The organism is Janthinobacterium sp. P210006, from assembly GCF_036231885.1.
Taxonomy (GTDB): domain Bacteria; phylum Pseudomonadota; class Gammaproteobacteria; order Burkholderiales; family Burkholderiaceae_D; genus Janthinobacterium; species Janthinobacterium violaceinigrum.
Window position 1 is genome coordinate 177,038 of record NZ_JAZARD010000001.1, and the last position, 25,290, is coordinate 202,327.

General features: G+C 60.2%; 24 protein-coding genes. 11 read left to right on the forward strand and 13 right to left on the reverse strand.

The features are described from left to right. Positions 1–316 precede the first annotated feature (316 nt). The 4 genes from VPH41_RS00810 to galE all read left to right on the forward strand — a co-directional run bounded on the left by VPH41_RS00810 (position 317) and on the right by galE (position 4,960). Positions 317–1,486 (forward strand): hypothetical protein, encoded by a 1,170-nt coding sequence (locus tag VPH41_RS00810; RefSeq protein WP_328568653.1) that lies wholly within the window; start codon positions 317–319, stop codon positions 1,484–1,486. A gap of 3 nt (positions 1,487–1,489) precedes the next feature. Beyond that, entirely contained in the window at positions 1,490–2,470 is a 981-nt protein-coding gene (locus tag VPH41_RS00815; protein ID WP_328568654.1) for a hypothetical protein, read from the forward strand. Positions 2,471–3,110: 640 nt separating this feature from the next. Further along, positions 3,111–3,791: a tRNA (guanosine(46)-N7)-methyltransferase TrmB gene (trmB, locus tag VPH41_RS00820; RefSeq protein WP_152254880.1), complete on the forward strand. Its 681-nt coding sequence runs from the start codon at positions 3,111–3,113 to the stop codon at positions 3,789–3,791. A 149-nt stretch (positions 3,792–3,940) separates the two neighbouring features. Further along, positions 3,941–4,960 (forward strand): UDP-glucose 4-epimerase GalE, encoded by a 1,020-nt coding sequence (gene galE / locus VPH41_RS00825; protein WP_328568655.1) that lies wholly within the window; start codon positions 3,941–3,943, stop codon positions 4,958–4,960. 177 nt (positions 4,961–5,137) lie between these two features. On the opposite strand, the gene VPH41_RS00830 is transcribed toward galE, so the two are convergent. Together VPH41_RS00830 and VPH41_RS00835 are read right to left on the reverse strand one after the other, a co-directional pair. Then, positions 5,138–6,424 carry a Glu/Leu/Phe/Val family dehydrogenase gene (locus VPH41_RS00830; RefSeq protein ID WP_131373381.1) on the reverse strand — a complete coding sequence of 429 codons (1,287 nt, stop codon included), beginning with the start codon at positions 6,422–6,424 and terminating at the stop codon, positions 5,138–5,140. Positions 6,425–6,640: 216 nt separating this feature from the next. Then, entirely contained in the window at positions 6,641–7,618 is a 978-nt protein-coding gene (locus VPH41_RS00835; RefSeq protein WP_328568656.1) for a LysR family transcriptional regulator, read from the reverse strand. A 174-nt stretch (positions 7,619–7,792) separates the two neighbouring features. On the opposite strand from VPH41_RS00835, the gene VPH41_RS00840 reads away from it, so the two are divergent. Beyond that, entirely contained in the window at positions 7,793–10,573 is a 2,781-nt protein-coding gene (locus VPH41_RS00840) for a M16 family metallopeptidase (RefSeq protein ID WP_328568657.1), read from the forward strand. A gap of 31 nt (positions 10,574–10,604) precedes the next feature. On the opposite strand, the gene VPH41_RS00845 is transcribed toward VPH41_RS00840, so the two are convergent. The 5 genes from VPH41_RS00845 to VPH41_RS00865 form a co-directional block, all read right to left on the reverse strand. Continuing rightward, a complete protein-coding gene (locus tag VPH41_RS00845; protein WP_328568658.1) occupies positions 10,605–11,072 on the reverse strand; it encodes a hypothetical protein in 468 nt (155 codons plus the stop codon). 11 nt (positions 11,073–11,083) lie between these two features. Beyond that, a complete protein-coding gene (gene recQ, locus VPH41_RS00850) occupies positions 11,084–12,907 on the reverse strand; it encodes a DNA helicase RecQ (RefSeq protein WP_328568659.1) in 1,824 nt (607 codons plus the stop codon). 6 nt (positions 12,908–12,913) lie between these two features. Then, the gene (locus VPH41_RS00855) at positions 12,914–13,759 is read right to left on the reverse strand and encodes an undecaprenyl-diphosphate phosphatase (RefSeq protein ID WP_152282093.1); all 846 of its coding nucleotides are present in this window, start codon (positions 13,757–13,759) and stop codon (positions 12,914–12,916) included. Positions 13,760–13,915: 156 nt separating this feature from the next. Beyond that, on the reverse strand, positions 13,916–15,064 hold the full coding sequence (locus VPH41_RS00860) for an MFS transporter (RefSeq protein ID WP_328568660.1): 1,149 nt from the start codon (positions 15,062–15,064) through the stop codon (positions 13,916–13,918). 33 nt (positions 15,065–15,097) lie between these two features. Further along, positions 15,098–15,871: a DeoR/GlpR family DNA-binding transcription regulator gene (locus tag VPH41_RS00865; RefSeq protein WP_152254888.1), complete on the reverse strand. Its 774-nt coding sequence runs from the start codon at positions 15,869–15,871 to the stop codon at positions 15,098–15,100. Positions 15,872–16,018: 147 nt separating this feature from the next. Here VPH41_RS00865 and VPH41_RS00870 point away from each other — a divergent pair, with 147 nt between their 5' ends. Then, positions 16,019–16,267, forward strand: coding sequence for a hypothetical protein (locus tag VPH41_RS00870; RefSeq protein ID WP_328568661.1), 249 nt, complete (start codon positions 16,019–16,021; stop codon positions 16,265–16,267). On the opposite strand, the gene VPH41_RS00875 is transcribed toward VPH41_RS00870, so the two are convergent. Further along, entirely contained in the window at positions 16,264–16,566 is a 303-nt protein-coding gene (locus tag VPH41_RS00875) for a YkgJ family cysteine cluster protein (RefSeq protein ID WP_328568662.1), read from the reverse strand. The genes VPH41_RS00870 and VPH41_RS00875 overlap by 4 nt on opposite strands. A gap of 72 nt (positions 16,567–16,638) precedes the next feature. Then, on the reverse strand, positions 16,639–17,508 hold the full coding sequence (locus tag VPH41_RS00880) for a head GIN domain-containing protein (RefSeq protein WP_328568663.1): 870 nt from the start codon (positions 17,506–17,508) through the stop codon (positions 16,639–16,641). A gap of 553 nt (positions 17,509–18,061) precedes the next feature. Between VPH41_RS00880 and VPH41_RS00885 the strand changes: the two genes are divergently transcribed. From VPH41_RS00885 to VPH41_RS00900, 4 genes are all read left to right on the forward strand, one after another. Continuing rightward, entirely contained in the window at positions 18,062–18,712 is a 651-nt protein-coding gene (locus VPH41_RS00885; protein ID WP_328568664.1) for a TetR/AcrR family transcriptional regulator, read from the forward strand. A gap of 170 nt (positions 18,713–18,882) precedes the next feature. Beyond that, positions 18,883–19,533: a protein-L-isoaspartate O-methyltransferase family protein gene (locus VPH41_RS00890; RefSeq protein ID WP_152254892.1), complete on the forward strand. Its 651-nt coding sequence runs from the start codon at positions 18,883–18,885 to the stop codon at positions 19,531–19,533. A gap of 13 nt (positions 19,534–19,546) precedes the next feature. Beyond that, positions 19,547–19,870: a rhodanese-like domain-containing protein gene (locus tag VPH41_RS00895; RefSeq protein WP_152254893.1), complete on the forward strand. Its 324-nt coding sequence runs from the start codon at positions 19,547–19,549 to the stop codon at positions 19,868–19,870. Between the two features lie 141 nt (positions 19,871–20,011). Then, on the forward strand, positions 20,012–21,352 hold the full coding sequence (locus VPH41_RS00900) for a TolC family outer membrane protein (protein ID WP_152282086.1): 1,341 nt from the start codon (positions 20,012–20,014) through the stop codon (positions 21,350–21,352). Positions 21,353–21,418: 66 nt separating this feature from the next. Here VPH41_RS00900 and VPH41_RS00905 read toward each other — a convergent pair whose 3' ends face one another. Further along, on the reverse strand, positions 21,419–21,886 hold the full coding sequence (locus tag VPH41_RS00905) for a DMT family transporter (protein ID WP_328568665.1): 468 nt from the start codon (positions 21,884–21,886) through the stop codon (positions 21,419–21,421). Positions 21,887–21,978: 92 nt separating this feature from the next. Here VPH41_RS00905 and VPH41_RS00910 point away from each other — a divergent pair, with 92 nt between their 5' ends. Then, entirely contained in the window at positions 21,979–22,884 is a 906-nt protein-coding gene (locus tag VPH41_RS00910; RefSeq protein ID WP_328568666.1) for a LysR substrate-binding domain-containing protein, read from the forward strand. 4 nt (positions 22,885–22,888) lie between these two features. On the opposite strand, the gene gloA is transcribed toward VPH41_RS00910, so the two are convergent. From gloA to VPH41_RS00925, 3 genes are all read right to left on the reverse strand, one after another. Continuing rightward, the gene (gene gloA, locus VPH41_RS00915; protein ID WP_010401713.1) at positions 22,889–23,296 is read right to left on the reverse strand and encodes a lactoylglutathione lyase; all 408 of its coding nucleotides are present in this window, start codon (positions 23,294–23,296) and stop codon (positions 22,889–22,891) included. Between the two features lie 124 nt (positions 23,297–23,420). Continuing rightward, complete coding sequence (locus VPH41_RS00920; RefSeq protein WP_099666323.1) at positions 23,421–23,843, reverse strand: OsmC family protein; 423 nt, start codon at positions 23,841–23,843, stop codon at positions 23,421–23,423. A 101-nt stretch (positions 23,844–23,944) separates the two neighbouring features. Continuing rightward, a complete protein-coding gene (locus tag VPH41_RS00925) occupies positions 23,945–25,255 on the reverse strand; it encodes a PQQ-dependent sugar dehydrogenase (RefSeq protein WP_328568667.1) in 1,311 nt (436 codons plus the stop codon). Positions 25,256–25,290: the final 35 nt, after the last annotated feature.

Here is a 25,290-nt window from a genome sequence, read left to right on the forward strand (position 1 = left end):
AAGGCGCATGAGGACTGGCGCGGCGGGGCGAAGAGGGGGCATGCGATTTGACGCGTTTTGACGCACTTTGAGCGGTTTTTTGTGTCGGTGGTGCAATGGTACTAGGAATGGCTGTTTCAGTGCGTTGACGTGGCTGTATCGGAGCCGTAAGACTAGTAGGTGATAGTGTAGTCATCATTGCTATCGGTAGGCAATTTTTCCGATATGGTCGACATTTACAGGTGAGATAGGTTAGGATGAAATAGTTACGTTGTTTTAATTTTTAACTATTCAATAAATTTTAAGTAAGCACCAATATTTTATTAAGGAGAAAGCCTTGAAAGTTATTTCGAAGCTTAATGATAGAAGAATTAATGCCATGAATGTCCAAATAGAAATGGACGCAGGCCAGTATGTTGATATTGCAAAAAAAATAATAGTAAATAATGAGTTTCAACGCAGGAGGGTAAAAAATTCAGGAACGATTTATTCGTTGCTAAAAGCTGATATTTTAGCAGGGTGCCTAATTCCACCTATTGTGCTTGCATCACGAAGAGATGAACATCCGAAAATTGAACAGATTAATGAAAGCTTTTTTACTGACCATATTTTTCCAAATACGTCACAAATAATAATTTTGGACGGTCTGCAACGGACGCATTCATTGATTGAATTATTTGATGACTTGGAAAATAAAGCTGCATTGGCCAATTATCAAATTAGAGTGGAGATTTATTTAAATATAACTGAGGTGGGAATATTGTATAGGATGCTCACTCTTAATGCGGGTCAAACGCCTATGTCTCTAAGGCACCAAATAGAAATATTATATTCGAATTTTGCAGGTAAAAAAATAGGTCAGTTGAATATTATACGGCAAATAGATGAATCTCCAAAAAGAAGTCATCATGACTATAATTATTCAGACCTTATTGAAGGATATAATTCCTTTTTGGAAAGAAATGAAGATTCCATAGATCGCTATAGTTTGCTTGATATAGTGCAAAGCATTGGAAAGATCAATAATGATCATTCTGATGAAAATAGCTTTACAAAATTTGCCGAAACGCATCATGGTTTTGTAGATCACTTGCAGAGAATCTCCCATGATTGGGAGTATCCTGATGTTTCTGAAATAGCTCCAGAATACCAGATTAATGGCCTGCCTTTTGGTGCTACGCCATATAAGATATTCAATAAACCACAGGCGCTAACTGGATTTGGGGCAGCAATAGGATCCCTTATCGACCAAAATGTATTGCTGAATATTGCCGATCTCAATAGAGTAATTGGTAATTTTAAGCTTGCAGATTCAAATAGTGATTTTTTACATATAAATAAATGTATTGATGAGATAAAGCAGGAAGCGAAAAAAATTGGTAATGCGCAGAGAATGTTCTTTAAGTACTTTTTCAGGAATTTATTTGATAGTTCACAGTCTGAATATTATTTAAAATTCAAGGCGGCAACAGATCAAGCAAAACGTCGTACTCTTTCAAATATGTAAGTTATGAATAAAAATCGTGATCAACTACTTGAGAAGTGCATTTCATTGTATGGAGAGCCGGATAGATCATTAATTTTTAAATATTCAGCGATATTTTTATCTAAGAAGAATTTTAAAGAAAATGATATTTTTAAAATTCATGCAAAAATTAATGGTGATTCGAAAAGAATAGGATGGATTTTTCCTTTGCTTGTTTTGGGTTCATCTGAATACGATTTGTTTGGTGACACTCATTTTGAACAATATATAAAAATAGGGGCTTCTTATCTTGCTCATCATGGGAGTGATGTGGCGATAGATGATAATACGCATATTTTAATTTTAAAAGATGAGACTTTGATTGATGGCGAATTCTATATTCACGATTGTATCATGTCACTCTTAAAATATGGTTACTATAATATCTCATTCGGAGTAGCTGCTAATAATAAACTGTTCGCTTTAAATTATATTGAGACGAAAAGGATTAATGTAGCGAAGTCTTTACCTGTGACGAGTTACACCGCCTATGTGAAAAAATTACTGTGCGAGCTTTTGCCTAAGGTGGAAGATCCACTTTCGCGCTTTGTCAGCATATATCAAGTGGTCGAATTGCTTATTGAGAAGTATTTTCATTTTAAATTGGATGAGCATAAAATGCGTCGCTCGACAATAGGTACAATTCGAGATAATATGGCAGAATTTTCCAGTGAGCGAAAGTTGATAAATGGAGTGTTTGGACATTGCGCTCATCGAAGTGTTCTTAATGAGAATGAAATAAGTCTTGTTAGAGTATTATTTGGTAGTGACAAAGATGAGGTTTACTATAAAGATTTGAATCTTCCAAATTTTGTATATGATATAAGAAATGCTATATTTCACAACTACCATAAATATGAACTTAATGATCTGATGCGAGATATAGCAGAAAGAATGGAGTATATTTTGGCTGAACTTCTTGAAAATCCTAAAATATCCATATTATTATCAAATGAATATGGTTGATTGCAATAAATATTTAAAATTGGTGAATAATTAAAAATAAATTTATGAGTAAATGTATTTTTTGTAAATTTTTATAGTGTATTGCAGGGGGTATATTAAATTGTTACCAAGATTATCTTATGCCTCCTTTTTTCTTGTTTTGCGCCCAGCATGAATTTACACTCTGGCTAGTCGCTTTGTATGATGAAATTCTTTTAAATATTCTGGTGGGAATGACTAACGAAATATGTGGAATGTGGATAAAAATGCATGACACTCAGTTATTTCCTTTACCGCACCTTCGGCTGCATAGAATCTTCGAACTTAAGTGCTTAGAGTCTCCTCTATCAGTTCAACGAGCGATGCAGATCGGTTGGTAAAAATCACTCTGACGAATAGCAATAGTACGCTCCACAAACGCAAAAAATACAGCATGGATGGCCACTTGTGCGGCTGCTATAATGTCGCATTCGCGGAGCAGAAACGGGCCGCAAGCCCGCATGGTTGTTGAGTTCCTTGTCGAGCTTCCCAAGCTTACGACGAGGGTTCGATTCCCTTCACCCGCTCCATTTTTCGCTGACGCCTGATTTTATGCGGCGCAGCCACTTATTTCTCCATTCCCATGTCTTCTGATACCCCAGCAAACGGCCCGGCGCGGCCGATGATGTACGATCCGACCGAACACCGCATCCGCAGCTTCGTGACCCGCGCGGGACGCCTGTCTGTCGCGCAGGCGCGCGCGCTCGAGACCCTGGGACCGCAGTTCCTGTTGCCTTTCGCTAAGGAGCCGATGGACTTCGAGCAGGTGTTCGGCCGCAAGGCGCCGGTCATCCTGGAAATCGGTTTTGGCATGGGCGCGACGACGGCGCATATCGCCAAAGCCATGCCGGAGAAGGATTTCATCGGCGTCGAAGTGCATACGCCGGGTGTCGGCAGCCTGTTGAAGCTGATCGGTGAAGAGTCGCTGACGAATCTGCGTCTGCTGCAGCACGATGCCGTGGAAGTGCTGACGCACATGATTCCGGCCAATTCGCTGGCCGGCATCCACGTGTTCTTCCCCGATCCGTGGCACAAGGCGCGCCACAACAAACGCCGTTTGATCCAGTCGCCATTCGTCAAGCAATTGACCGATCGCCTGGCGCCGGGCGGCTATCTGCATTGCGCCACTGACTGGGAAGATTACGCAGTGCAAATGCTGGAAGTGCTGGGCGCCGAGCCGCAGTTGCGCAATAGCGCCGAGGGGTATGCGCCCCAGCCGGCGTACCGTCCGCTGACCAAGTTTGAAAACCGTGGCTTGAAGCTGGGCCATGGCGTGTGGGATCTGGTGTTCATCAAGAAGTAAATTTGGCGGTTTTCCCACCGTGCCGTTTGCACGAGAACAAGCCTGCCGCGGCGACGCCGCAGGCTTTTTTAACGCGCGCGCTAGCGTGCGCCAGCTAGGCAAGGCGGGGGAATTACGGTAGTCTTATCTTTTTTGCATTGAGCAATATTATGTCCAAGAAAATACTCGTGACCGGCGCATCCGGTTTCATCGGTTCGCATACGTGCGTCGAATTGCTGGCTGCCGGCTTTGATGTGGTGGCGGTGGATAATCTGTGCAATAGCGCGCGCGAAGCGATGGCGCGCGTGGAGCGCATCTCCGGCAAAAGCGTGCCCTTCTACGAGGCGGACGTGCGCGACCGCACGGCCATGGCCGCCGTCCTGCGCGAGCACGCCATCGACGCGGTGATCCATTTCGCAGGCTTGAAGGCGGTGGGCGAATCCGTGGCCCAGCCGTTGATGTACATGGACAATAATGTGACGGGCACCGTGGCGCTGCTGGAAGTGCTGGCGGCGGCGAACGTGAAGCGTTTTGTGTTCAGCTCGTCGGCCACCGTGTATGGCGATCCGGAAGCCTTGCCGATCCTGGAAACGTCACGCCTGTCCGTGACCAACCCATACGGCCGCAGCAAGCTGATGGTCGAGCAGATCCTGGCCGATCTCGTGCATGCTGATGCTCAATGGCAAGTAGGTGTGTTGCGCTACTTCAATCCGGTCGGTGCACATGTCAGCGGCCTGATCGGTGAAGATCCTGCCGGTATTCCGAACAATTTGATGCCGTTCATCGCCCAGGTGGCAGTGGGCCGCCGCGAGCGCCTGGCCGTCTTCGGCAACGACTACGATACGCCGGACGGCACGGGCGTGCGCGACTATATCCACGTGGTCGACCTGGCGCTGGGCCATGTGGCGGCGTTGAACCGCCTGTTTTCCACCGAGGGCGGTTTTACCGTCAACCTGGGCACGGGCCACGGCTACAGCGTGCTCGATACCGTGCGTGCCTTCGAGGCCGCCAGCGGCCGCGCCGTGCCGTATGACATCGTGCCGCGCCGTCCCGGCGACATCGCCAGCTGCTACGCCTCGGCCGACAAGGCGAAGGAACTGCTGGGCTGGCAAGCGCAGAAAAACATCGACGACATGTGCACAGACCACTGGCGCTGGCAGCACCAGAATCCGCAAGGTTACGCGGCGTAAAAAAGTCCTCGGATACAAAAAATCCCGCTCACACAACAGTGTGGCGGGATTTTTTTAAAAGTGCCAACAACCTAATGGCGCCTGAAAAATGCCCAGGGCTAGGCGCCGCCCCGAAGACAGTACGCGAGTACGGCGAGGGGCAGGCAACAACGCCATGGGCTTTTTCTCAGGCAGCCATTATGGATACAGGCCGCGTACTTCGCGAGCTTGCAGCACGCGCGTGCATGCCAGGATGAAGGTGGCGGTACGCATCGACACTTTCTTCTCCTGCGACACTTGCCATACGGCGTCGAACGCTTCGCGCATGATGCGGGTCAGGCGGCTGTTGATCTCTTCTTCCGTCCAGAAGAAGCTCGAGAAGTTCTGCGCCCACTCGAAGTAGCTGACGGTTACGCCGCCGGCATTGGCCAGCACGTCCGGCACGATCAGCACGCCGCGGTCGGTCAGGATGTCGTCCGCTGCCGGCAGGGTCGGGCCATTGGCGCCTTCCAGGATGATCTTGGCGCGGATGACTTGTGCGCGTTCTGCGGTGATCTGCTGTTCCAGCGCGGCCGGGATCAGGATGTCGCAATCGATGCCCCAGAAATCTTCGCGTGGCACGAATGCCTCGGCGCCCGGGAAGCCTTCGACGCTGCCCACTTCGGCCACGTGTGCCAGCAGTTGCGGGATGTTCAAGCCGCCGGAATGCACGACGGTGGTCTTGTGATCCTGTACCGCCACCACTTTCGAGCCGGCTTCAGCGAACATGCGGGCAGCGACGCCGCCCACATTGCCGAAACCTTGGACGATGACTTTCGCGCCTTCGAGCGACATGCCGACCTTGGCGGCCGCATCGCAACCGACGACGAACACGCCGCGGCCCGTCGCATCGCGGCGACCCAGGCTGCCGCCCAGCGAGATCGGTTTGCCCGTCACCACGCCGGTCGACATATTGCCGCCGATCATGGCGTAGCTGTCCATCATCCACGCCATGACTTGTTCATTCGTGTTGACGTCCGGCGCCGGGATATCCTTGTTCGGTCCGATGATCATGCTGATCTCGCTCGTGTAGCGGCGGGTCAGGCGTTGCAGTTCGTTGCGCGACAGGGTCTTCGGATCGACACGGATACCGCCCTTGGCGCCGCCGTATGGCACGTTGACGGCGGCATTCTTGACCGTCATCCAGGCCGACAGCGCCATCACTTCCGACAGGGTCACGTCCTGGTGGAAGCGCACGCCGCCCTTGCCCGGGCCGCGCGACAGGTTGTGCTGCACGCGGTAGCCTTCGTAGTGGGCAATGGTGCCGTCATCGCGCTCGATAGGTACGTCGACCGTCAGGATGCGCTTTGGACGCTTCAGCGTTTCCACCCAGCGCGACAGGTTGCCCAGGTACGGCGTAACGCGGTCGATCTGCTCGAGGTAGACGCCCCATGGGCCCAGATCTTCGGAATTGAGGTAGGAAGGAAGTGCGTGCTTGCTGGTCATGCTTGATAAGCTCCTGGACAAAACGGTGGTGTAACGTCGAAAAATCCGCAGAGCATCGCGATGAATTTTTCTGGCGTTCGAAAATGCTGTGGTAGGCGCACCTGAAGGCTGCGCGCAGCGGAACCGCATCGTAGGCGATAGCCTCATGCCCCGGCCAATGCTTTGTGCGCATCCGGTTATGCATTTAATGCATAGTTGTGTTGCCAGGATTGCCAGTCAGGATGGCGCGGTCCCGGAGGCGCGTTTGCGGCGCTTGCCCATGCGGGTCTTGCCGTCCTGCGACTGCACCAGGTATTGCCACAGGCTTTCGACGATCTGCTTGCCGGGACGCAGGCTCGATGGGCGTTCGCGGTACAGGCGGATCTCCAGCTCGATTTCCCAGCCTGGCGCGCCGCCGTCGGCGCGCGCCAGGTGCTTGTACTTGACGTCGCGCATGACGGCCGATTCGGGCAGGAAGGCGATGCCGCGTCCCTCCAGCGCCATCATTTTCAAGCCCTCGGCCATGTCCGTCTCGTAGCAGGTATCGAGGAACAGGGGCACCTTGGCGTCGGCCACCAGCAGTTCCACCATGCGTCCCAGATAGGCATTGCTGGTGTAGGAGAGGAAGGGCAGCGGCTCCTTGGCGCTGCCCGGCAGGACGAAGTCCGGCACCCTGTCCTGGCCGCAGCGCGCATACGCGCGCAGGGTTTCGCGGCCCATCACCAGCATGTCGTAGCGGCCCGGGTCCAGCTGCACCGGCTGGCGCGGATGGTGATAGCACAGCAGCAGGTCGCAGCCGCCGTCGACCAGCTGCAGCACGGCGTCGTGCACGTTCAGGGCCATCAAGCGGCTGTTGATCGGCGCAAAACCTTCTTCCAGGGCCGTCAGCCACTTCGGCATGAAGGTCAGCGACAGGGTGTGGGGCACGGCGAAATCGACGCTCGTCTGCGTGGCCGCGCGCTTGCCGCGCAACAGCGCGCGCACGCCATTGATCTGTCCCAGCATTTCCAGCGCCTGCTCGTAAAACACGGCGCCGGCCGGCGTCAGGCGCGTGGGGTACGAGGTGCGGTCGACCAGATCGATGCCGAGCCAGTTTTCCAGCGACTGGATGCGCCGCGAGAATGCCGGCTGGGTGACGTGGCGCAGGGCCGCGGAACGGCTGAAATTATGCGTTTCAGCGAGCGAAATGAAGTCTTCCAGCCATTTGGTTTCCATCGCAGGATCGTACCGTTTTTAACGCCAAATGCAAAGGGCGGCGGCAAGCCCGGAGGAGATTTCTAAATTGCAATAAATAATCATTTGCCATCGCAATCTCTGGCAGAATACCTGACGCCTGCGGCCATTGCGTGCTGCGCGTTTCCATGCGAAGTCCCTTTTTCAAGGTATTCAATGAAACAGAAATTGTTGATATCCCTGGTCCTTTCCGCCGTCGCGCAAATGGCCGTCCCCCTGCATGCCGCCACGCCGGCCGCATCCACCACAACGGCGGCGCCGGCCGCCCAGGCGCCGTTCCAGCGCAGTGCCTTCGCGCTCAAGCAGCAGAAATTCGTGCTCAAGAATGGCCTGACCCTGATCGTGCACGAGGATCACAGCGTGCCCGTGGTTGCCGTAAACCTGTGGTACCACGTGGGTTCGCGCAACGAGCAGCGCGGCAAGACGGGCTTTGCGCACCTGTTCGAACACTTCTTCTTCAACGGCTCGGAAAATTATCCGCACGGCTTCCGCGAAGCGATGGACGACCTGGGCGCGAATAACCGCAACGGCACGACGAACGGCGACCGCACCAACTTCTATGAAGACGTGCCTGTGTCGGCGCTGGAACGCACCCTGTATCTGGAGTCCGACCGCATGGGCTACCTGGGCAACTACATCTCGAAAGAGATGCTCGAACGCGAGCGGGGCGTGGTGCAGAATGAAAAACGCCAGGGCGAGAACCAGCCGTATGGCCGCGTCTGGGACGAAATCAGCGCGCAGATGTATCCGTACTCGCATCCGTATTCGTGGTCAACGATCGGCAGCATGGACGATTTGAACGCCGCATCGCTGGACGACATCAAGCAGTGGTACCGCACCTACTATGGCCCGAATAACGCCGTCATCGCGCTGGCTGGCGACATCACGCCGGAACGCGCGCTGGCGCTGGTGACGCAGTATTTCGGCGCGATTCCGCCCGGCCCGCCGCTGCCGCGCACGCAGAGCTGGATCCCGCGCCTGGACAGCAATATCCGCAGCGAGATGGAAGACCGCGTGCCGCAGGCGCGTATCTACCGCAGCTACCATGCGCCGGCCTTTGGCGATCCGTCCATCCCTGCCTTGTCGCTGTTCGCCGATGTGCTGGCCGGTTCGAAAAGCGCGCGCCTGGACCGCCGCCTGGTGTATGAAAAGGGCCTGGCCACGTCGGTCAGCGCAGGCGTGGCTGACAATGAGCTGGCCGGTGCGTTCCAGATCGTCGTCACCGTCAAGCCGGGTGTGGCACCGGCCGATGCCGAGCGCGAAATGGACCAGGTATTGCAGCAGTTGCTCAAGGACGGACCGACGATGGACGAGCTGTCGCGCGCCAAGACGCGCGGCTTCGCGGCGGTCGCGCGGGCCAATGAACGTCTTGGGCGCCGCGCCAATTTGCTGGCCGAAAACGCCACCTTTGGCGCTACGCCGGAAGCCTATCTGGACCAGCTGGAAGCGGCGGCCAGGGTCACGCCGGAACAGGTGCGGCGCAGCGGTGCGGCGTGGCTCAATGCCAATAGCCATACCATGACGGTGAAACCCTTCGCGCAGCTGAGCGCGGAAAAATCGACGCTGGACCGCAAGCAGCTGCCGGCCCTCGGCACGCCGCCCGACGTGGCCTTTCCCGCCATCGAGCGCGCGCAGCTGAAAAATGGCGTGCAGGTCGTGCTGCTGCAGCGGCACACGGCGCCCATCGTCAACGTGACGCTGGCGCTCGACGCGGGCAGCGCCTCGGATAGCGCCGCTAAGGCGGGCGCCGCGTCGCTGGCCATGGATTTGCTCGACAAGGGCACGCGCACGCGCAATGCCTTCCAGCTATCCGACGCGCTCGAGTCGCTGGGCGCCAACCTGTCCAGCAGTTCGCTGGCCGACCTGTCCCTGCTGCGCCTGCAATCGACGGCGGGCAACCTGGCGCCATCGCTGGCGCTGATGGCCGATGCGGCCCTGCGCCCGGCGTTTGAGGAGTCTTCGTTTGCGCAGCAGAAGCAGCGCCGCCTGGCGCAGATCGGCCAGGAAAAAGCCCAGCCGAGCAGCCTGGCCATGCGCATCGTGCCCGCCATCCTGTATGGCAAGGAGCATGCGTACGGGCGGCCGGTTTCGGGCTATGCCGACAGCGTGCAAGGCCTGACGCGCGCCGACATGGCGCAATGGCACGCCACCTGGTTCAAGCCGGGCAGCGCCACCATTGTCGTCAGCGGAGATACCACCCTGGCGCAGCTGATGCCGGCGCTGGAAGCATCGTTCGGCAGCTGGCAGGGGGGCAGTGCGCCGGCCAAGGCGGTGGCTGCGCCTGGCCGCACGGCGGGCAAGCGCGTCTTCCTGATCGACAAACCCGATGCGCCGCAATCGACCATCGTCGCCGCGCACCTGTCGCAAGTGCAGGGACAGCCGGAAGACCTGGCGGCGGAGCCGTTGATGCAGAACTTCGGCGGCATGGCGACGTCGCGCCTGAACCGCAACCTGCGCCTGGACAAGCACTGGAGCTACGGTACCAGCGGCCTGCTGACGAACCCGCGCGGCCAGCGCGCCTTCCTGGTGCTGGCGCCCGTGCAGACGGATAAGACCCGCGAAGCGATGCAGGAGGTGGCGAAGGAAATCCGCGGCGTGGCCGGCGAACGCCCGGTGCAGGGCGAGGAGTTCGACAGCATCATGCGTAATATGCATTCGCGCCTGGTGGGCCGCTTCGAAACCCTGGCGGCGCTTGATTCAGCCGCCTTGACCAGCTTGAACCTGGGCTTGCCCGATGCCTACTGGTCCGATTATTCGGCCAGGATGCGCCAGCTCGATGCGGCGCAGCTGGCCCGGGCGGGGGGCAAGTTCGTGCAGCCCGATGAACTGGTGTGGGTGGTGGTCGGCGACCTGCGCAAGATCGAAGCAGGCGTGCGGGAACTGGGTTGGGGCGAGGTGACGGTGCTCGATGCCGATGGCATGCCGGGGGTAAAATAAGTGTGAAAACGGCGCCCGCAGGCGCCGTTTTTCATTGTGCCGGCTGGTACAGCGATGCCGGCAGGCCGAAGAAGGACGGTGGGCCCAGGGTCGTGCCATCGAGCGAGCCGCCCGCGTTCAATGCTTTGTTGATGGCCGACAGCAGGGAGCTGCGGCTGGCCAGGTTTTGTATCAGCGCGCGCGGGCCGTTGTGGAAGGTATGCTGGGCGATATCCGCGGCGACGACAAAGATCGGCTCGCGGCGCATGGGGAATTCCACCCACTCGCCGTCCTCGTCCTGGGCGCAGAAGGTATGGGGCAGGGTCATGTTTTCGGCGCCGGGAAGGTGCGACGCCAGCACCAGGCCGAAGGCTTCCGGCACCACGTCGGCCAGGCGGCGCACGGTGAGATCGTCCTGCACCAGTAACCGTACTTGCGCTTCCACCTCGTTTTCGGCGTCGGGCTGGGCGCCGAGAATTTTCACGGCCTGATAGATCAGGTCGGACGAGAGTGCTTCCATCAAATCTTCCATCAAATCATCTCCAGGATCATGGCGACGATTTCGTCGCCGTACGAGGCCAGTTTTTTCTCGCCCACGCCGCTCACGCCGCGCATCTGCTCGAGCGAGGTGGGCTTGGCCTTGGCGATTTCGCGCAGGGTGGCATCGACAAAAATCACGTAGGCCGGCACGTTGTGCGTGCGCGCCGTCTCCACGCGCCACCAGCGCAGCTTGTCGAAAATCGCCTGTTCGCTGGTCGACAGATCCGTCTCGACATAACCCTTCGCCACGCTGGTGCTGCGCTTGGTGGTTTTCACCGGTTTCTGGTACTGGCGCAGCTGCACTTTCTGGCCGCCCTTGAGCACGGGGCGCGAGGCATCCGTCAATTTCAGCGAGCTGTATTGTTCATGGTCGACCGACACGAGACCCAGCGCGATAGCCTGGCGCAAAATCGACTTCCATTCCGCTTCGCCCAGGTCCGAACCGATGCCGAACACGGACAGCGAGTCGTGGTGCCAGGTCTTGATGCGTTCGGACTCCACGCCGCGCAGCACGTCGATCACGTGGCCGCCGGCGAAGCGCTGGTCGACGCGGTAGATGGCCGACAGCAGTTTTTGCACGGGCACGGTGCCGTCGAACGACACGGGCGGCACCAGGCAGGTGTCGCAATTGCCGCACGGCGAAGCCGGTTCGCCGAAGTATTCGAGCAATCGCATGCGGCGGCAGCTGAGCGTTTCGCACAGGCCCAGCATGGCGTCGAGTTTCACGCCCAGCACGCGCTTGAAGGTGTCGTCCGCCTCCGATTCGTCGATCATGCGCCGCTGCAGCACCACGTCCTGCAAGCCGTACGCCATCCAGGCGTTGGCGGCCATGCCGTCGCGGCCCGCGCGCCCCGTTTCCTGGTAATAGCCCTCGATGCTTTTCGGCAGATCCAGATGTGCGACGAAGCGTACGTCGGGCTTGTCGATGCCCATGCCGAAGGCGATGGTGGCGACCATGACGATATTTTCTTCGCGCAGGAAGCGCGCCTGGTTGGCGCTGCGTTTCGCATACTCCATGCCCGCGTGGTAGGGCAGGGCGCGGATGCCGCTCTGGTTCAGGAATTCCGCCGTCTCTTCGACTTTTTTGCGCGACAGGCAGTACACGATGCCGCAGTCGCCCGCGTGTTCCGTGTTGATGAAGTCGAGCAGCTGCTTGCGGCCATTCGCCTTTTCCACGATCTGGTAGCGGATGTTCGGGCGGTCGAAGGACGAGACGAACTGGCGTGCGTCTTCCAGCTGCAGGCGCAGGGCGATTTCGGCGCGCGTCTGCGGGTCGGCGGTGGCGGTGAGCGCGATGCGCGGCACGTCCGGGAACTGCTCGTGCAGCACCGACAGCTTGATGTATTCGGGGCGGAAGTCGTGGCCCCACTGGGCCACGCAATGCGCCTCGTCGATGGCGAACAGCGAGATCTTCGAGGCCTGGAACAGGTCCAGGCAGCGCTGCGTCATCAGGCGCTCGGGCGCCACGTAGACGACGTCGATGCCGCCCGTGCGCACCAGGCGCTCGATGCGGCTCGCTTCTTCGTACGTCTGCGTGGAATTGAGGAAGGCGGCACGCACGCCGACTTCTTCCAGCGCGTCCACCTGGTCCTGCATCAGTGCGATCAGCGGCGAGACGACGACGCCCACGCCATCGCGCAGCAGGGCGGGAATCTGGTAGCACAGCGATTTGCCGCCGCCCGTGGGCATCAGCACCAGCGCGTCGCCGCCATGGCTGACGTGGCCGACGATATCGGCTTGCTGGCCGCGGAAGGCCGGATAGCCGAAAACGGTTTGCAGCAGGTGCAGCGCGCGCTGGTTAAGATCTTGATTCATAGTGCCTTATTCTGCCCAAACAACCCAGCCGTAGTGGGCGCTGGCCAGGACCAGCAAGCCAAACACGATGCGGTACCAGGCAAAAAACGTGAAGTCGTGCGAGCTGATGTAGCGCAGCAGCCAGCGCACGCACAGGAAGGCGGAGATGAAGGCGGCCACGGTACCTACGCCAAACAGGGGCACGTCGGTGGCCGACAGGATGTCGCGCGCTTTGTACAGCGAGTAGAAGGTGGCCGCCAGCAGGGTGGGGATGGCCAGGAAGAACGAGAATTCGGTGGCCGTCTTGCGCGACAGGCCCAGCAGCATGCCGCCGATGATGGTCGAACCGGAACGGCTGGTGCCGGGGATCAGCGCGAATGCCTGCGCGCAGCCCACTTTCAAGGCATCGAACGGCGTCATTTCATCGACCGAGTTGACGCGCACGGTGACGGGATTGGTGCGCGCGCGGCGCTCCACCAGCAAGATGATGATGCCGCCGATGATGAAGGCCATGGCCACGGGCACGGGCTTGAACAGCGCATGCTTGATCATCTTGCCGATGGCCAGGCCGATGACGGCCAGCGGAATGAAGGCGATGGCCACGTTCAGCACGAACTTGCGCGACTTGACTTCGGTGCTGAAGGTGGACAGCACGCTGCCGATGCGCTGGCGGTATTCCCAGCAGACGGCCAGGATGGCGCCGGCCTGGATGGCGATCTCGAAGACATCCATGACTTCTTTCGAGACATCCTTGGTAAAGTCGAGCAGGCTGCCGGCCAGGATCAGGTGTCCCGTGGACGAAATCGGCAAGAATTCGGTAAAACCTTCGACCAGCCCCATGATGATGGCTTTTAACGCAAGAATGAGATCCATAGATGTATAAACGGGTATAAGTGACAGGATGGGATGACCGCGTGGCGCCAGCAATGTGCGCGGGGTCGAAGCTTACCATGCCGCAGGCCCGCGGACCTTATTTGGGCGCAGTCGGGCGGCGCTTTTTTAGCGCCGTCCGACAGGCAGGAGGAGGGTTCAGGATACTTGTTTTGCCGGCGCCACCAGGCGCGCGCTGGCTGCCACCAGCAGCAGGGCGGCGCCCAGCATGGCGAAGGCGATGTTCAGGCTGGTGGCGTGGGCGACAAAGCCGATCACGGCCGGGCCGGCCAGGATGCCCGCGTAGCCGATGGTGGTGATGGCTGCCACCGCCAGGCTGGCCGGCATGGCATGCTGGCTGCCTGCCGCAGTGAACAGGATGGGCACGATATTGGCCGCGCCCAGGCCGATCAGCACGAAGCCGAGCATGGCCAGGCTGGCGTGCGGCGCCAGCACGGCCAGGAAGAAGCCTGCTGCTGCGCACAGGCCGCCAAAAGTGAGCACGCGCTTGCCGCCAAAGCGGCTGACCACCTTGTCGCCCGTGAAACGGCCCACCGTCATGGCGATGGCAAAGGCGGCGTAGCCGAGGCCGCCCTTGGTTTCCTCCACGCCGCGCGTGGTGGTGAGGAACAGGGCGCTCCAGTCGAGGATGGCGCCTTCGGCCAGGAAGACGATAAAGCACAGCAGGCCGATGAAGATGACGGCGCCGTGCGGCATGACGAACAGCGGCGTCTTCTCGCCCGAACTGGACGCCGTCGGCAGCAGATGGCCTTGCGCCGCGCTCAGCACGCCGCACAGCAGCAGCATCACGACCACGCACGACCAGGCCGGCGTCAGGCCCAGCCACAGCAGCAGGGCCATGCAGGCGGCGCCGGCAAAGCCGCCCACGCTGAACAGCGCATGAAAGCCCGACATCATGGCGCCGCCATTGGCTTTTTCGATGATCACGGCCTGGATGTTGATGGCGACGTCAAACGTGCCCATGGCCGCGCCGAACACCAGCAGCACCAGGCCCAGCTGCAGCGGCGTGGCCGCCAGCGCCAGGCCGGGCAGAATGGCGGTCAGCAGCAGGCCGGCGCAGACGATGACCTTGCGGCAGCCGAAGCGGGCCGCCAGCATGCCCGTAAACGGCATCGCGCACAGCGAGCCGGCGCCCAGGCACAGCAGCAAAATGCCGAGGGTCGCCTCGTCCAGGCTCAGGCGCGACTTGGCGTAGGGAACCAGCGGGGCCCAGGCGGCCATGCCGAGGCCGGCAGCGAAAAAGACCAGGCGCGTGGCGCGTTGTTGCAGGGTACCGGTGAGTTGCATGGGGGAGCTTTTCAAGAGTCGGGATGGATAAAGTCAGGCGCGGGCGCGCAAAACCTGCACGCCCTGCCGTTCAAAGGCGGCCGCATGCGCGGCATCGGCATCGGCTTCCAGCACCAGGTGCTGCAGCAAGCCCGTGGCCAGCACGCCGAAGGGCGCGGCCGTGCCCAGCTTGTCGCTGGTGACGGCCACGACCACCGCCTTGCTGGCGCCGGCGATGCTGCGCTTGAATTCGGCCTCGTCGTAGTTGAACGCCGTCACGCCCGCCTCCGCATCGGCGCCGCAGGCACCGAGGAAACACAGGTCGGGATGCATGCGCTCGACCGTGCGCAAGGCCTGCGGGCCCAGGCTGGCGCCGGCACGGCGGTCGACCCTGCCGCCAGCCATGATCAGCTCGATTTCCGGGCGTTCCATCAGCAGCATGGCGATGGATGGGGCATTGGTGATGACAGTGAGCGCTAACTCGGGCAAGGCGCTGGCGATGGCCAGGTTGGTCGACCCCGCGTCGAGAAACAGCACCTGCCCTGCGCGCACGAGCGACACGGCAGCTTGCGCCAGGCGCGCCTTGCGCTCCGGCGCTTCCTGCTTGCGCTGGCTTAAGGTGGAGCCGGCGTCGGGCGCCAGCGGCAGGGCGCCGCCATACACGCGCTGGCACAGGCCGGCTGCCGCCATCTCGCGCAAGTCGCGCCGTATCGTGTCTTCCGACACGTCGAGCTGGCGCGCCAGGTCCAGCGCCAGCACGCGGCCGTCGGCCTGCAATTGTTGCTGGATCAGCGCATGGCGTTGTTTGAGGAGCAGGGTGGCGGACATGGAGTCATCTTGAAACGTGCAGGAATGTGCATGAATATACGCAAACGTGCAATCGGAGTCAAGCCGGATGTCGTCGCTGGTCGATAATTGCCAGAAAGACATAATTTCTGTTAGTGTTGTAAAAAATAGACTGGGTAAAGGAACACCGTGCTGTTACATACATCGTTGCTGGCCACCGTGCTGGGCCGTGCCCTGCGCCGCCATGCATGGGGAATGCTGGCTGCCGTATTGTTTTTAAATGTCATGCACTGGATGCGCCACAGCGCGCTGGACTGGGGCGACGCGCGCGATTCCCTGTCCCTGCTGTTGATCTATCTGGGCCTGGCCATGCTGCTGGAATACAAGCGCCTGCGCGATGCGGAGGACGCATCGGCCGCCGCCGAGGATGGCCGCTAGAGGGAGAAGGCTGGCGCCGGCGAGCAGGGCGCCGTCAGCCGTTCCAGCTCTGCCAGCCAGCCGATGGCATGTTCGCGGCTGCTGCCGCACATGTCCTCGGATGGCTGCAAGCCGCCGCAAAACGCGGGCCGCTCCGGCCGGCCAAAGATCTTGCAGCGGTTGTCGTCGGCCAGCTGCACGCAGCGCACGCCTGCCGGTTTTCCATCCGGCATGCCGGGAATCGGGCTGGTGATGGACGGTGCGGTGCAGCAGGCGCCGCAGGATGGGCGGCATGCCAGGGTAGCGGCGGGGGACGGCATGGCGGTGGGCTGGAAAAGGATCAGGGGCCGACAGTATAGCAAGCCGGCCCCCGCGCGTTGCGGGCAGCGCGCCTAGCGCACGATGCTGACGCGCTTGCCCGACAGGGTGCGGCGGGCAGGATCGCCATGCACGGTGATGCGGCCGGAACCGCTGGCGCGGGCATTGACTTCATTTTGCACGGTGACATCGATGTCGCCGGAACCGTTGCTTGCCAGATAGGCGACGTCGCTGCGCAGGGCGGCCAGGTTGATGTCACCGGAGCCATTGACGTTGGCGTCGAGGCGCTGTACGGTGCCGCTGGCGCTGATGTTGCCCGAGCCGTTGACCGCCACGTTGATGCGTTCGCCGCGCACGCTGCCCACCTGGATGCTGCCCGAGCCGTTCTGCACCGCGTCCGTGTTGCCGCTGACGAGGGCTGCCGCGTTGATGCTGCCCGAGCCGTTGTTGGCCACGTCGAAACGTCCGACAGTCCCCGACAGTTCGCTCTTCATCGAACCGCGCTGTTCCAGGCTGAAATCCTCGCCATTGAAACCGCTGACCACCAGGCGGCCGGAGCCGGAGATATTGATCTTCCTCAATTGCGGCGTCGTGTAGATGACGTGAATGCCATTGCTGCTGCGAATGTTCGCATCGCTCCAGATGCGCAGGGTGTTGCCGCTCACTTCGCTGTGGATGCGCGGCTGCAGATTGCTGTCCGCTTCGATCACCAGCGATGTTGCCGGACCCACGCGCACGTCGATCTTCATATCGATGCGCTTCATGCTGTCGATGTCGAGCGCGGTGATGGTGCTGACCTGGCGCACGTCGCGGCTCACTTGCTCGTTGCCCTGGATGGCATTGCCGCCCGAGTCGGCATAGCGTACGTCGCCATCGTTGGGGTTGATGACGATGGCGCAACCGCCAAGGGCAACGGCACAGCACAGGGCCAGCAAGGTACGCATGGTGTTTCCTTTATGATTGTTTTAGTTCGGGACAAGAAAAAAGCCGGCTGCCGCGCCGCGGCTGCCGTGCTGTCGATGACAAGATAGCAAAGCGACGAAGTGGCCTGAATGGAAATGCGACGAACTGCGTAAAACACGGAATGAACTGCATTTTGCTCCGCCCGGGGCCGCGCCTGGAATGGGCGCTGGCGCGTCGGGGCCCGGATAAGATCGTCGTCCGTGTGCAGCGCATTGGTGGGCAATCCCTGGCGCGATGCTGCATGCAGGCGTAGCGCACCGTCGTCGGGCAGGCTGACGCGTTGGTATACTATGAGCCGTATGGGTGCCGGTGCAAGATTGCATGAATTAGGCGTTTGAAATCCGGCATGCCTTCATGCAGTTTGCCGCGCCGGGAGCAGGCAGGGGGCCGCCACGCGGATGGCCCCGGTGCTGCGGGTACAATGCTTGTGTTGTACGGCAACATGTCCAGCATTGCGCCGGCGGCCAGCGCTTGACCTGACCTGTAGACAGGTCTACTATTAATGACTCAAAAGTAAGTTACTTGGAATGATACATGCAAGCCCCGATTGATACCAAGCCCCGCTGGGAGCGGCGCAAGGATGCCCGCCCGCAGGAATTGCTCGCTGCTGCCCTCGACCTGTTTGTCGAACGGGGTTTCGCGTCGACGCGCCTGGAGGATGTGGCCAAGCGGGCCGGCGTGTCGAAAGGCACCCTGTACCTGTACTTTGAGAATAAACAGGAGCTGTTCAAGGCCGTGGTGCGCGACAATATCGTGCAATCGATCGGCGAGGCGGAAGACAGCATGGCCGCCTCGGACAGCAGCAGCGCCGAGTTGTTGCGCAAGGTGATGATGCAGTGGTGGGAAGAGTTCGGCGCCACCAAGCTGGCCGGCTTGACCAAGCTGATGCTGGCCGAAGCGAACAATTTCCCCGAACTGGCGCAGTTTTACAACGAAGAGGTGGTCACGCGCGGAAATGCGCTGATTGTCAGCCTGCTGGAACGGGGCATGCAGCGCGGAGAATTCCGCCAGGTCGATCCTGTGCTGATCAGCACCATCCTCAGCGCGCCCGTCACCATGCTCATGATGTGGACGCACTCCTTCCTGCCGTGCGAGGTCAAGAATATCGATCCGCTGGCCTACATGGATGCGTTTATCGACATGAGCTTGCGCAGCCTGCAGGTGGAGGAGCCCGGGAAAAGCTGATGCGCCGGGTCTGGCCAATACCGTTCAGTTGCCCCTTTTCCAAGGTTCGCCCCCCCAAATCTGCAGATCGTCGCAAATTTCCTCCATTCCCCGCCTTTATGGTTAACATGTGCTTTCAGCCAGTTCAACGATAAAATGGCGGATTATTACTTCACTTACCGAGTCCAAAGATGAATATCGAACAAGCCCGCTTCAATATGATCGAACAGCAGATCCGTCCATGGGACGTACTGGATATCGACGTGCTGGAGCTGTTGAACGTGGTCAAACGTGAAGATTTCGTGCCGGCCGCCTATAAAAACCTGGCCTTCGTCGATACCGAAATTCCACTGGGCGGCGGCGAATGCATGCTGACGCCGAAGCTGGAAGCGCGCATCTTGCAAGACGTAGCCGTCAAGAAGCATGAAAATGTGCTGGAAATCGGCACCGGCAGCGGCTACATGGCTGCTTTGCTGGCGCACAAGGCGCGACACGTGACGAGCGTGGAAATCGTTCCCCAATTGAAAGCGCTGGCCGAGCAGAACCTGGCCGCCAACGGCGTGACGAACGTGACCGTGGAATTGGGTGATGGCGCCCAGGGCTGGAGCAAGGGCGCGCCGTACGACGTGATCGTCGTTTCCGGCGCCCTGGCCGTGTTGCCGGAAGCGCTGTTGCAGCAAGTGAAAGTCGGCGGCCGCATCCTGGCCATCATCGGCGAAGCGCCGATCATGTCGGCGCATCTGATCACGCGCAGCTCGGACAAGGCTTACGACACGCGCAAGCTGTTTGAAACCAATGTCACGCCGCTGCAAGCCGTGGCACCGTCGCATTTCCAGTTCTGAGGCGACCGATTCGATGGAGCATTTGAGTGCACCGCAGCTGGCCGCCTGGCTGGCTGACCCTTCCCGCCCCCGTCCGTTCCTGCTGGACGTGCGGGAACAGTGGGAGTTCGACCTGTGCCACCTCGAGGGTGCCACCTTGATGCAGATGAACTCGATTCCTGCGCGCATCGATGACCTCGATGAAGACGCCGAGATCGTCTGCATCTGCCATCACGGCGCGCGCAGCATGCAAGTGGCGGCCTTCCTGGAGCGCAATGGCTTTGGCAAGATCAGTAATTTGACGGGCGGCGTGCATGCCTGGGCGCTGCAAGTCGACAGCGCCATGCCTAAATACTAAGTTATTTTGCAGTAGATGCACCCAGGCATGTTTTCCTGCATGCCTGCGGAGGCCTGTACCCCGCTCATCCGGCGGGCGCAGGGCAAGCGGTAGCAGATTTTTGATTCCATCAACTTTTGACGACTCCAACGGAGAAATGCAATGCGGAAACCCCTTATCGCCGTGCTGATGACCAGCGCCTTTGTCTCGATGACATGCTCGCTGCAAGCGCAGGCGGCCGATCTCATCCAGGTGTACCAGCAGGCGCTGGCCAATGACGCGCAGTATGCCAGCGCGCGCGCGGCCCTGTCGGCCGGGATGGAGCGGGTTCCGCAGGGATTGGCCGGCTTGCTGCCGCAAGTGTCCGCTTCGGGAAGCAATACGCGTGGCAATCAGGAACAGATCGTCCAGAATAATGGCGGCAACAAGATCACCTCGCCGTCCGTGAATGTGCGTACGAATGCCTACAACCTGACCCTGGCGCAACCGCTGTTCCGCTGGGATCGCTGGGAAACCTATCAGCAAAGCAAGCTGGCGCAGGCGATTGCCGAAGCGCAATTTGCACAGGTGCAGCAAGACCTGATCACGCGCGTGGCGCAGGCGTATTTCGACGTGCTGAGCGCGCAGGACAACCTGGGCGCCACGCAAGCGCAAAAAGTCGCCACGACGGAGCAGCTGGCATCGGCCAAGCGCAACTTCGAAGTCGGCACGCAAACGATTACCGACACGCATGAAGCGCAAGCGGCGTACGACCTGGTGGTGGCGCAGGAATTTGCCGCCATCAACGACCTGGCCAACAAGCGCAGCGCGCTGCAAACCATCATCGGCGAAGCGCCGACCTCGCTGGCGCCCATGCGCACGGGCGTGGTCCTCAGCGCGCCGGAACCGGCTGCCGTCGAGCCGTGGGTGGCATCGGCCGAAGAGCAAAATTATGGCGTCGTCACGTCGCAGTTCAATGTGGAATCGGCCAAGCGCGACATCGGCCGCAACCGCGCCGGCCACTATCCGACCCTGGACCTGATCGCCAACGCGGGCCATACCTATTCTTCCGGCGGCGGCAATGGCAACGGCACCAACAACAATGCCATCGGCGTGCAGTGGAGCATCCCGATTTTCAGCGGCTTTGCCGTCACCAGCAAGGTGCGCGAATCGATCGCGCTGGAAAACAAGGCCCGCAACGACCTGGAAACGGCGCGCCGCACGGCAGCGCAAGGCGCGCGCCAGGCTTTCCTGGGCGTCAACAGCGGCCTGGCGCAAGTCAAGGCGCTGGAAGCGGCGGAAGTGTCGAGCAAGTCGGCGCTGGAATCGAACCAGCTCGGCTATCAAGTGGGCGTGCGCATCAATATCGACGTCTTGAACGCGCAGAAACAATTGTTCTCGACGCAAAAAGACCTGTCGAAGGCGCGCTATGACACCATCATGAACGGCTTGCGCCTGAAGTCGGCGGCCGGTACCCTGAAGGAAACGGACTTGATGCCCGTCAACGCCTTGCTGGAAAAATAATCCCGTATTCGGCAGAGCACAACCAGCACCGGCAACGGCGCTGGTTTTTTTTCGTCTTGCGCAGCGTCACGCGGCGCGGCTGTTGGCCATTTGCGTGAGCACGACGCCGGCGACCACCAGGCCCGCGCCCGCCCAGTGCAGCGGAGAAATATGCTTGACGGCAAAGCCCAGCAAGCCGTAGCGGTCGATGGCCAGCGCGGCCAGCATTTGTCCGCCGATGACGGCCGCCATGAAGGGGCCGGAACCCATGCGCGGCGCCAGCATCAGTGCGGCCGTAATATAAAACACGCCGGCAGCGCCGCCCAGCCAGGACCAGCCCGGTCCGCGCACGGCGAGGTGGACATCGGGCGCCGGCACGCGCCAGACCAGCATCAGCAGCGACGCGAGCACGGCGCTGACAGCCAGCGAAGCGAGCGTGGCCCACAGCGGGTGGCCCAGGTTGCGGCCCAGCGCGGCATTCGCGCCCGCCTGGAACGGGACGACGGCACCCGCCAGCATGGCCAGCGGGGCAAACAGGGTAATCCATCCATGCATGTTTGACTCCATTACTTTGAATTGATGGAGTCATCGTATTATGCTGTCATGATTAAAGCCAATTCGTAGTTTGTCATTCAACTATGCAGCAAATGAATAATCTGCGCGCCGTCGATTTGAACCTGCTGGTGATCCTAGACGCGTTGCTCAGCGAACGCCATCTGTCGCGCGCGGCGGAACGCTTGCACATGAGCCAGCCTGCCGTCAGCCATGCACTGGCACGCTTGCGCCACTTGCTGGGCGATCCACTGCTGCTGCGCGGCAAGGGGGGCTTCCAGCCCACGGCGCGCGCGCTGGAATTGGCGCGGCCCCTGGCAGAAGCCCTGCAAAGCGTGCGTTCCGTGCTCGGTGGCGCCGTTTTCGAGGCGGCCACGGCGCAGCGCGTGTTTCGCCTGGCCATGTCCGATTATGGCGCGGCCTTGATCCTGCCTGCCTTGCTGCACCGCTTGCGCAGGGAGGCGCCCGGCATCGACGTGGCCGTCAGTTACGCCAGCCGTCCTGCCGTGGTGGCTGGCGTGCAGGATGGCGACATCGACGTGGCGCTGGGCGTGTTCCCGCAACTGCCCGAACAGTTGCACAGGGAAACCTTGTTTGAGGAAACGTTTGTGTGCGCGCTGGACCCGGCCAGCCTGGGTGCCGGCGAAACATTGAGCCTGGACACGTACCTGGCGCGCCCCCATGTACTGGTGGCGTCCAGCGAAGGCGGCATGGCCGCTGAAGTCGACGCGGCGCTGGCCCAGCTGGGGCTGGCGCGCCGCATCGCCGTGCGCGTGCCGTACTGGACGGTCGCACCGGACGTGCTGATGGGAACGGATTTGATTTTGACGGTGGCCCGGCGCGCCTTGCGCGGCAGCGCGGCGCAGGGGCTGGCACGGCATGCCGCGCCATTTGCCATCGCACCGTTTGCGTTTGAAGCGATACGGCACCGGCGCACGGACGGCGATGCGGGGATTGCCTGGCTGCGCGCGGCCATCGCCACGGCCGCGGAGCCAGGTTGACGTCTTACAGCCCGCCGCCCTGGCCGTCGAACTTGCGCTCGATCAATTCGATCTTGTAGCCGTCCGGATCGGTGATGAAAGCGATGACCGTGTTGCCGCCTTTGACGGGGCCCGGTTCGCGCGTGACGTTGCCGCCATTTGCACGCGCCGCATCGCATGCGGCGACGATATCGTCGGCCGAGATGGCGATGTGGCCGTAGGCCGTGCCCAGCTCGTAGCTGGTGGTGCCGTAGTTATACGTCAGTTCCAGTTCCGCGTGGTCGGGGTTCGATCCATAGCCGACGAAGGCCAGGGTGTACTGGTATTCGGGATTGTCGCTGGTGCGCAGCAGCTTCATGCCCAGGACCTTGGTGTAAAAATCGATGGAGCGCTGCAGGTCGCCGACCCGTAACATGGTGTGCAAAATACGCATCGTAAATCCTTGATGATGATAGGGGAATGGCAGGATTTTATGCGTTTTACGGCTTTCGTGCCGAGACCGCCCCAGCCGCCCGCCGGCGCAGGGGCGGCGGACGGCGGCGTCGATGCGCCCGGATTTACTCCAGATGGGCGTCCAGGGTGATTTCCGTGGCCAGCAGCTTGGACACGGGGCAGCCGAGCTTGGCGCGCAGGGCCGCATCCTGGAATGCTTCGTCGGTGGCGCCGGGAATGCTGGCCACCAGGGTCAGGTGCACGGCCGTGATGGCATAGCTGCCATCGATTTTTTCCAGGCTGACATCGGCCGTGGTTTTCAAGGCCGTGGCGCGCAGGCCCGCCTCGCCCAGCTGGCCGGACAGGGCCATCGTGAAGCAGGCGGCATGGGCCGCGCCGATCAGTTCTTCGGGATTGCTGCCGGGACCGTCTTCGAAGCGCGTGTTGAAGCCGTAGGCCACATTGTCGAGCGCGCCGCTTTGGGTCGAAATGAAACCTTTACCATCTTTAAGGCCGCCACTCCAGACGGCCGATCCTGTTTTTTTCATGATGTACTCCTTGCGTGGTTCGAGCGTCCATCATGCGCGTCCCCCCTTTGCGCTTCCGTTCGTTGCGTCACACAGAAGGAGCATGCGCGGCGTCAATACGTTCACGGCGCCGGTGTCACGCGCCAGATGACATTGCCCACGTCGTCCGCCACCAGCAGCGCGCCCGGCTTGTCGACGGCCACGCCGACGGGACGCCCCTGCGCCTTGCCGTTTCCGTCCAGGAAGCCTCTGACGACATCCTGTGGCGGGCCGCTGGGCACGCCGTTGGCGAAGGGCACATAAATGACTTTGTAGCCGCTGAAAGGCTTGCGGTTCCACGAACCGTGCTGGCCGATGAAGGCGCCGCCCCGGTAGCGCGCGGGCAGCAAGGCGCCGTCATAGAATGCCAGACCCAGCGAGGCCGTATGCGCGCCCAGCGCATAGTCGGGCGCGATGGCCCTGGCCACCAGTTCGGGGCGCGGTGGCGTGACGCGCGCATCGGCGTGCTGGCCGAAATAACTGTAGGGCCAGCCATAGAAGGCGCCTTCCTTGACCGAGGTCATGTAGTCCGGCACCAGATCGTTGCCCAGTTCGTCGCGCTCGTTGACGGCCGTCCACAGGGCGCCCGTTGCTGGTTGCCAGGCCAGGCCCACGGGGTTGCGCAAGCCCGTGGCGTAGACTTTTGCCTTGCCCGTGGCCCGCGTGTATTGCCAGATGGCGGCGCGGCCGTCTTCGGCCCCCATGCCGTTTTCGCCCACATTGCTGTTCGAGCCGACGGACACGTAGAGAAATTTGCCATCGGCGCTGGCGACGACGTTCTTGGTCCAGTGGTGATTGATGGGGCCACCGGGCAAATCCATGACCTTGACGCCCGGCGCCGTGATGGCCGTTTGTCCCGTGACGTAAGGAAAGCGCATCAAGGCATCGGCATTGGCGATGTACAGCTCGTTGCCCACCAGGGCCATGCCGAATGGCGAGTGCAAGCCTTGCAGGAACACGCTGCGCGTTTGCGCCATGCCGTTCGCGTCGACGCCGCGCAGCAGGGTGATGCGGTTGGCGCTGGGCGTGGCGGCGCCCGCCTTTTTCATTTGCATCTGCATGATGGCGCCCTTGATGCCCTTGCTGTCGTCAGGCTTGGGCGGCGCATTCGTTTCTGCCACGAGCACGTCGCCATTCGGCAAGACATACAGCCAGCGCGGATGGTCGAGGCCGCGCGCATACGCGTGGATGGTCAGGCCGGCCGCGACCGCAGGGCGCTGGGCGGCCGTCCAGCGCTGCACGGGCGCCACGTTGACGGTGGGAATCAATTGCTTGTCCGGCGCGGGCAGGACGGGTTGCGGGCCATAGCCCATGGGCATGGCAGGTGCCTGGGCGTGGGCGGCGTGTGCGCCGCAGGCAGCGGCCAGCAGGAAGGAACAGGCGTAACGGTGCATGGCGTACTCCATAACACTAGCAATGCGAGCAGCAG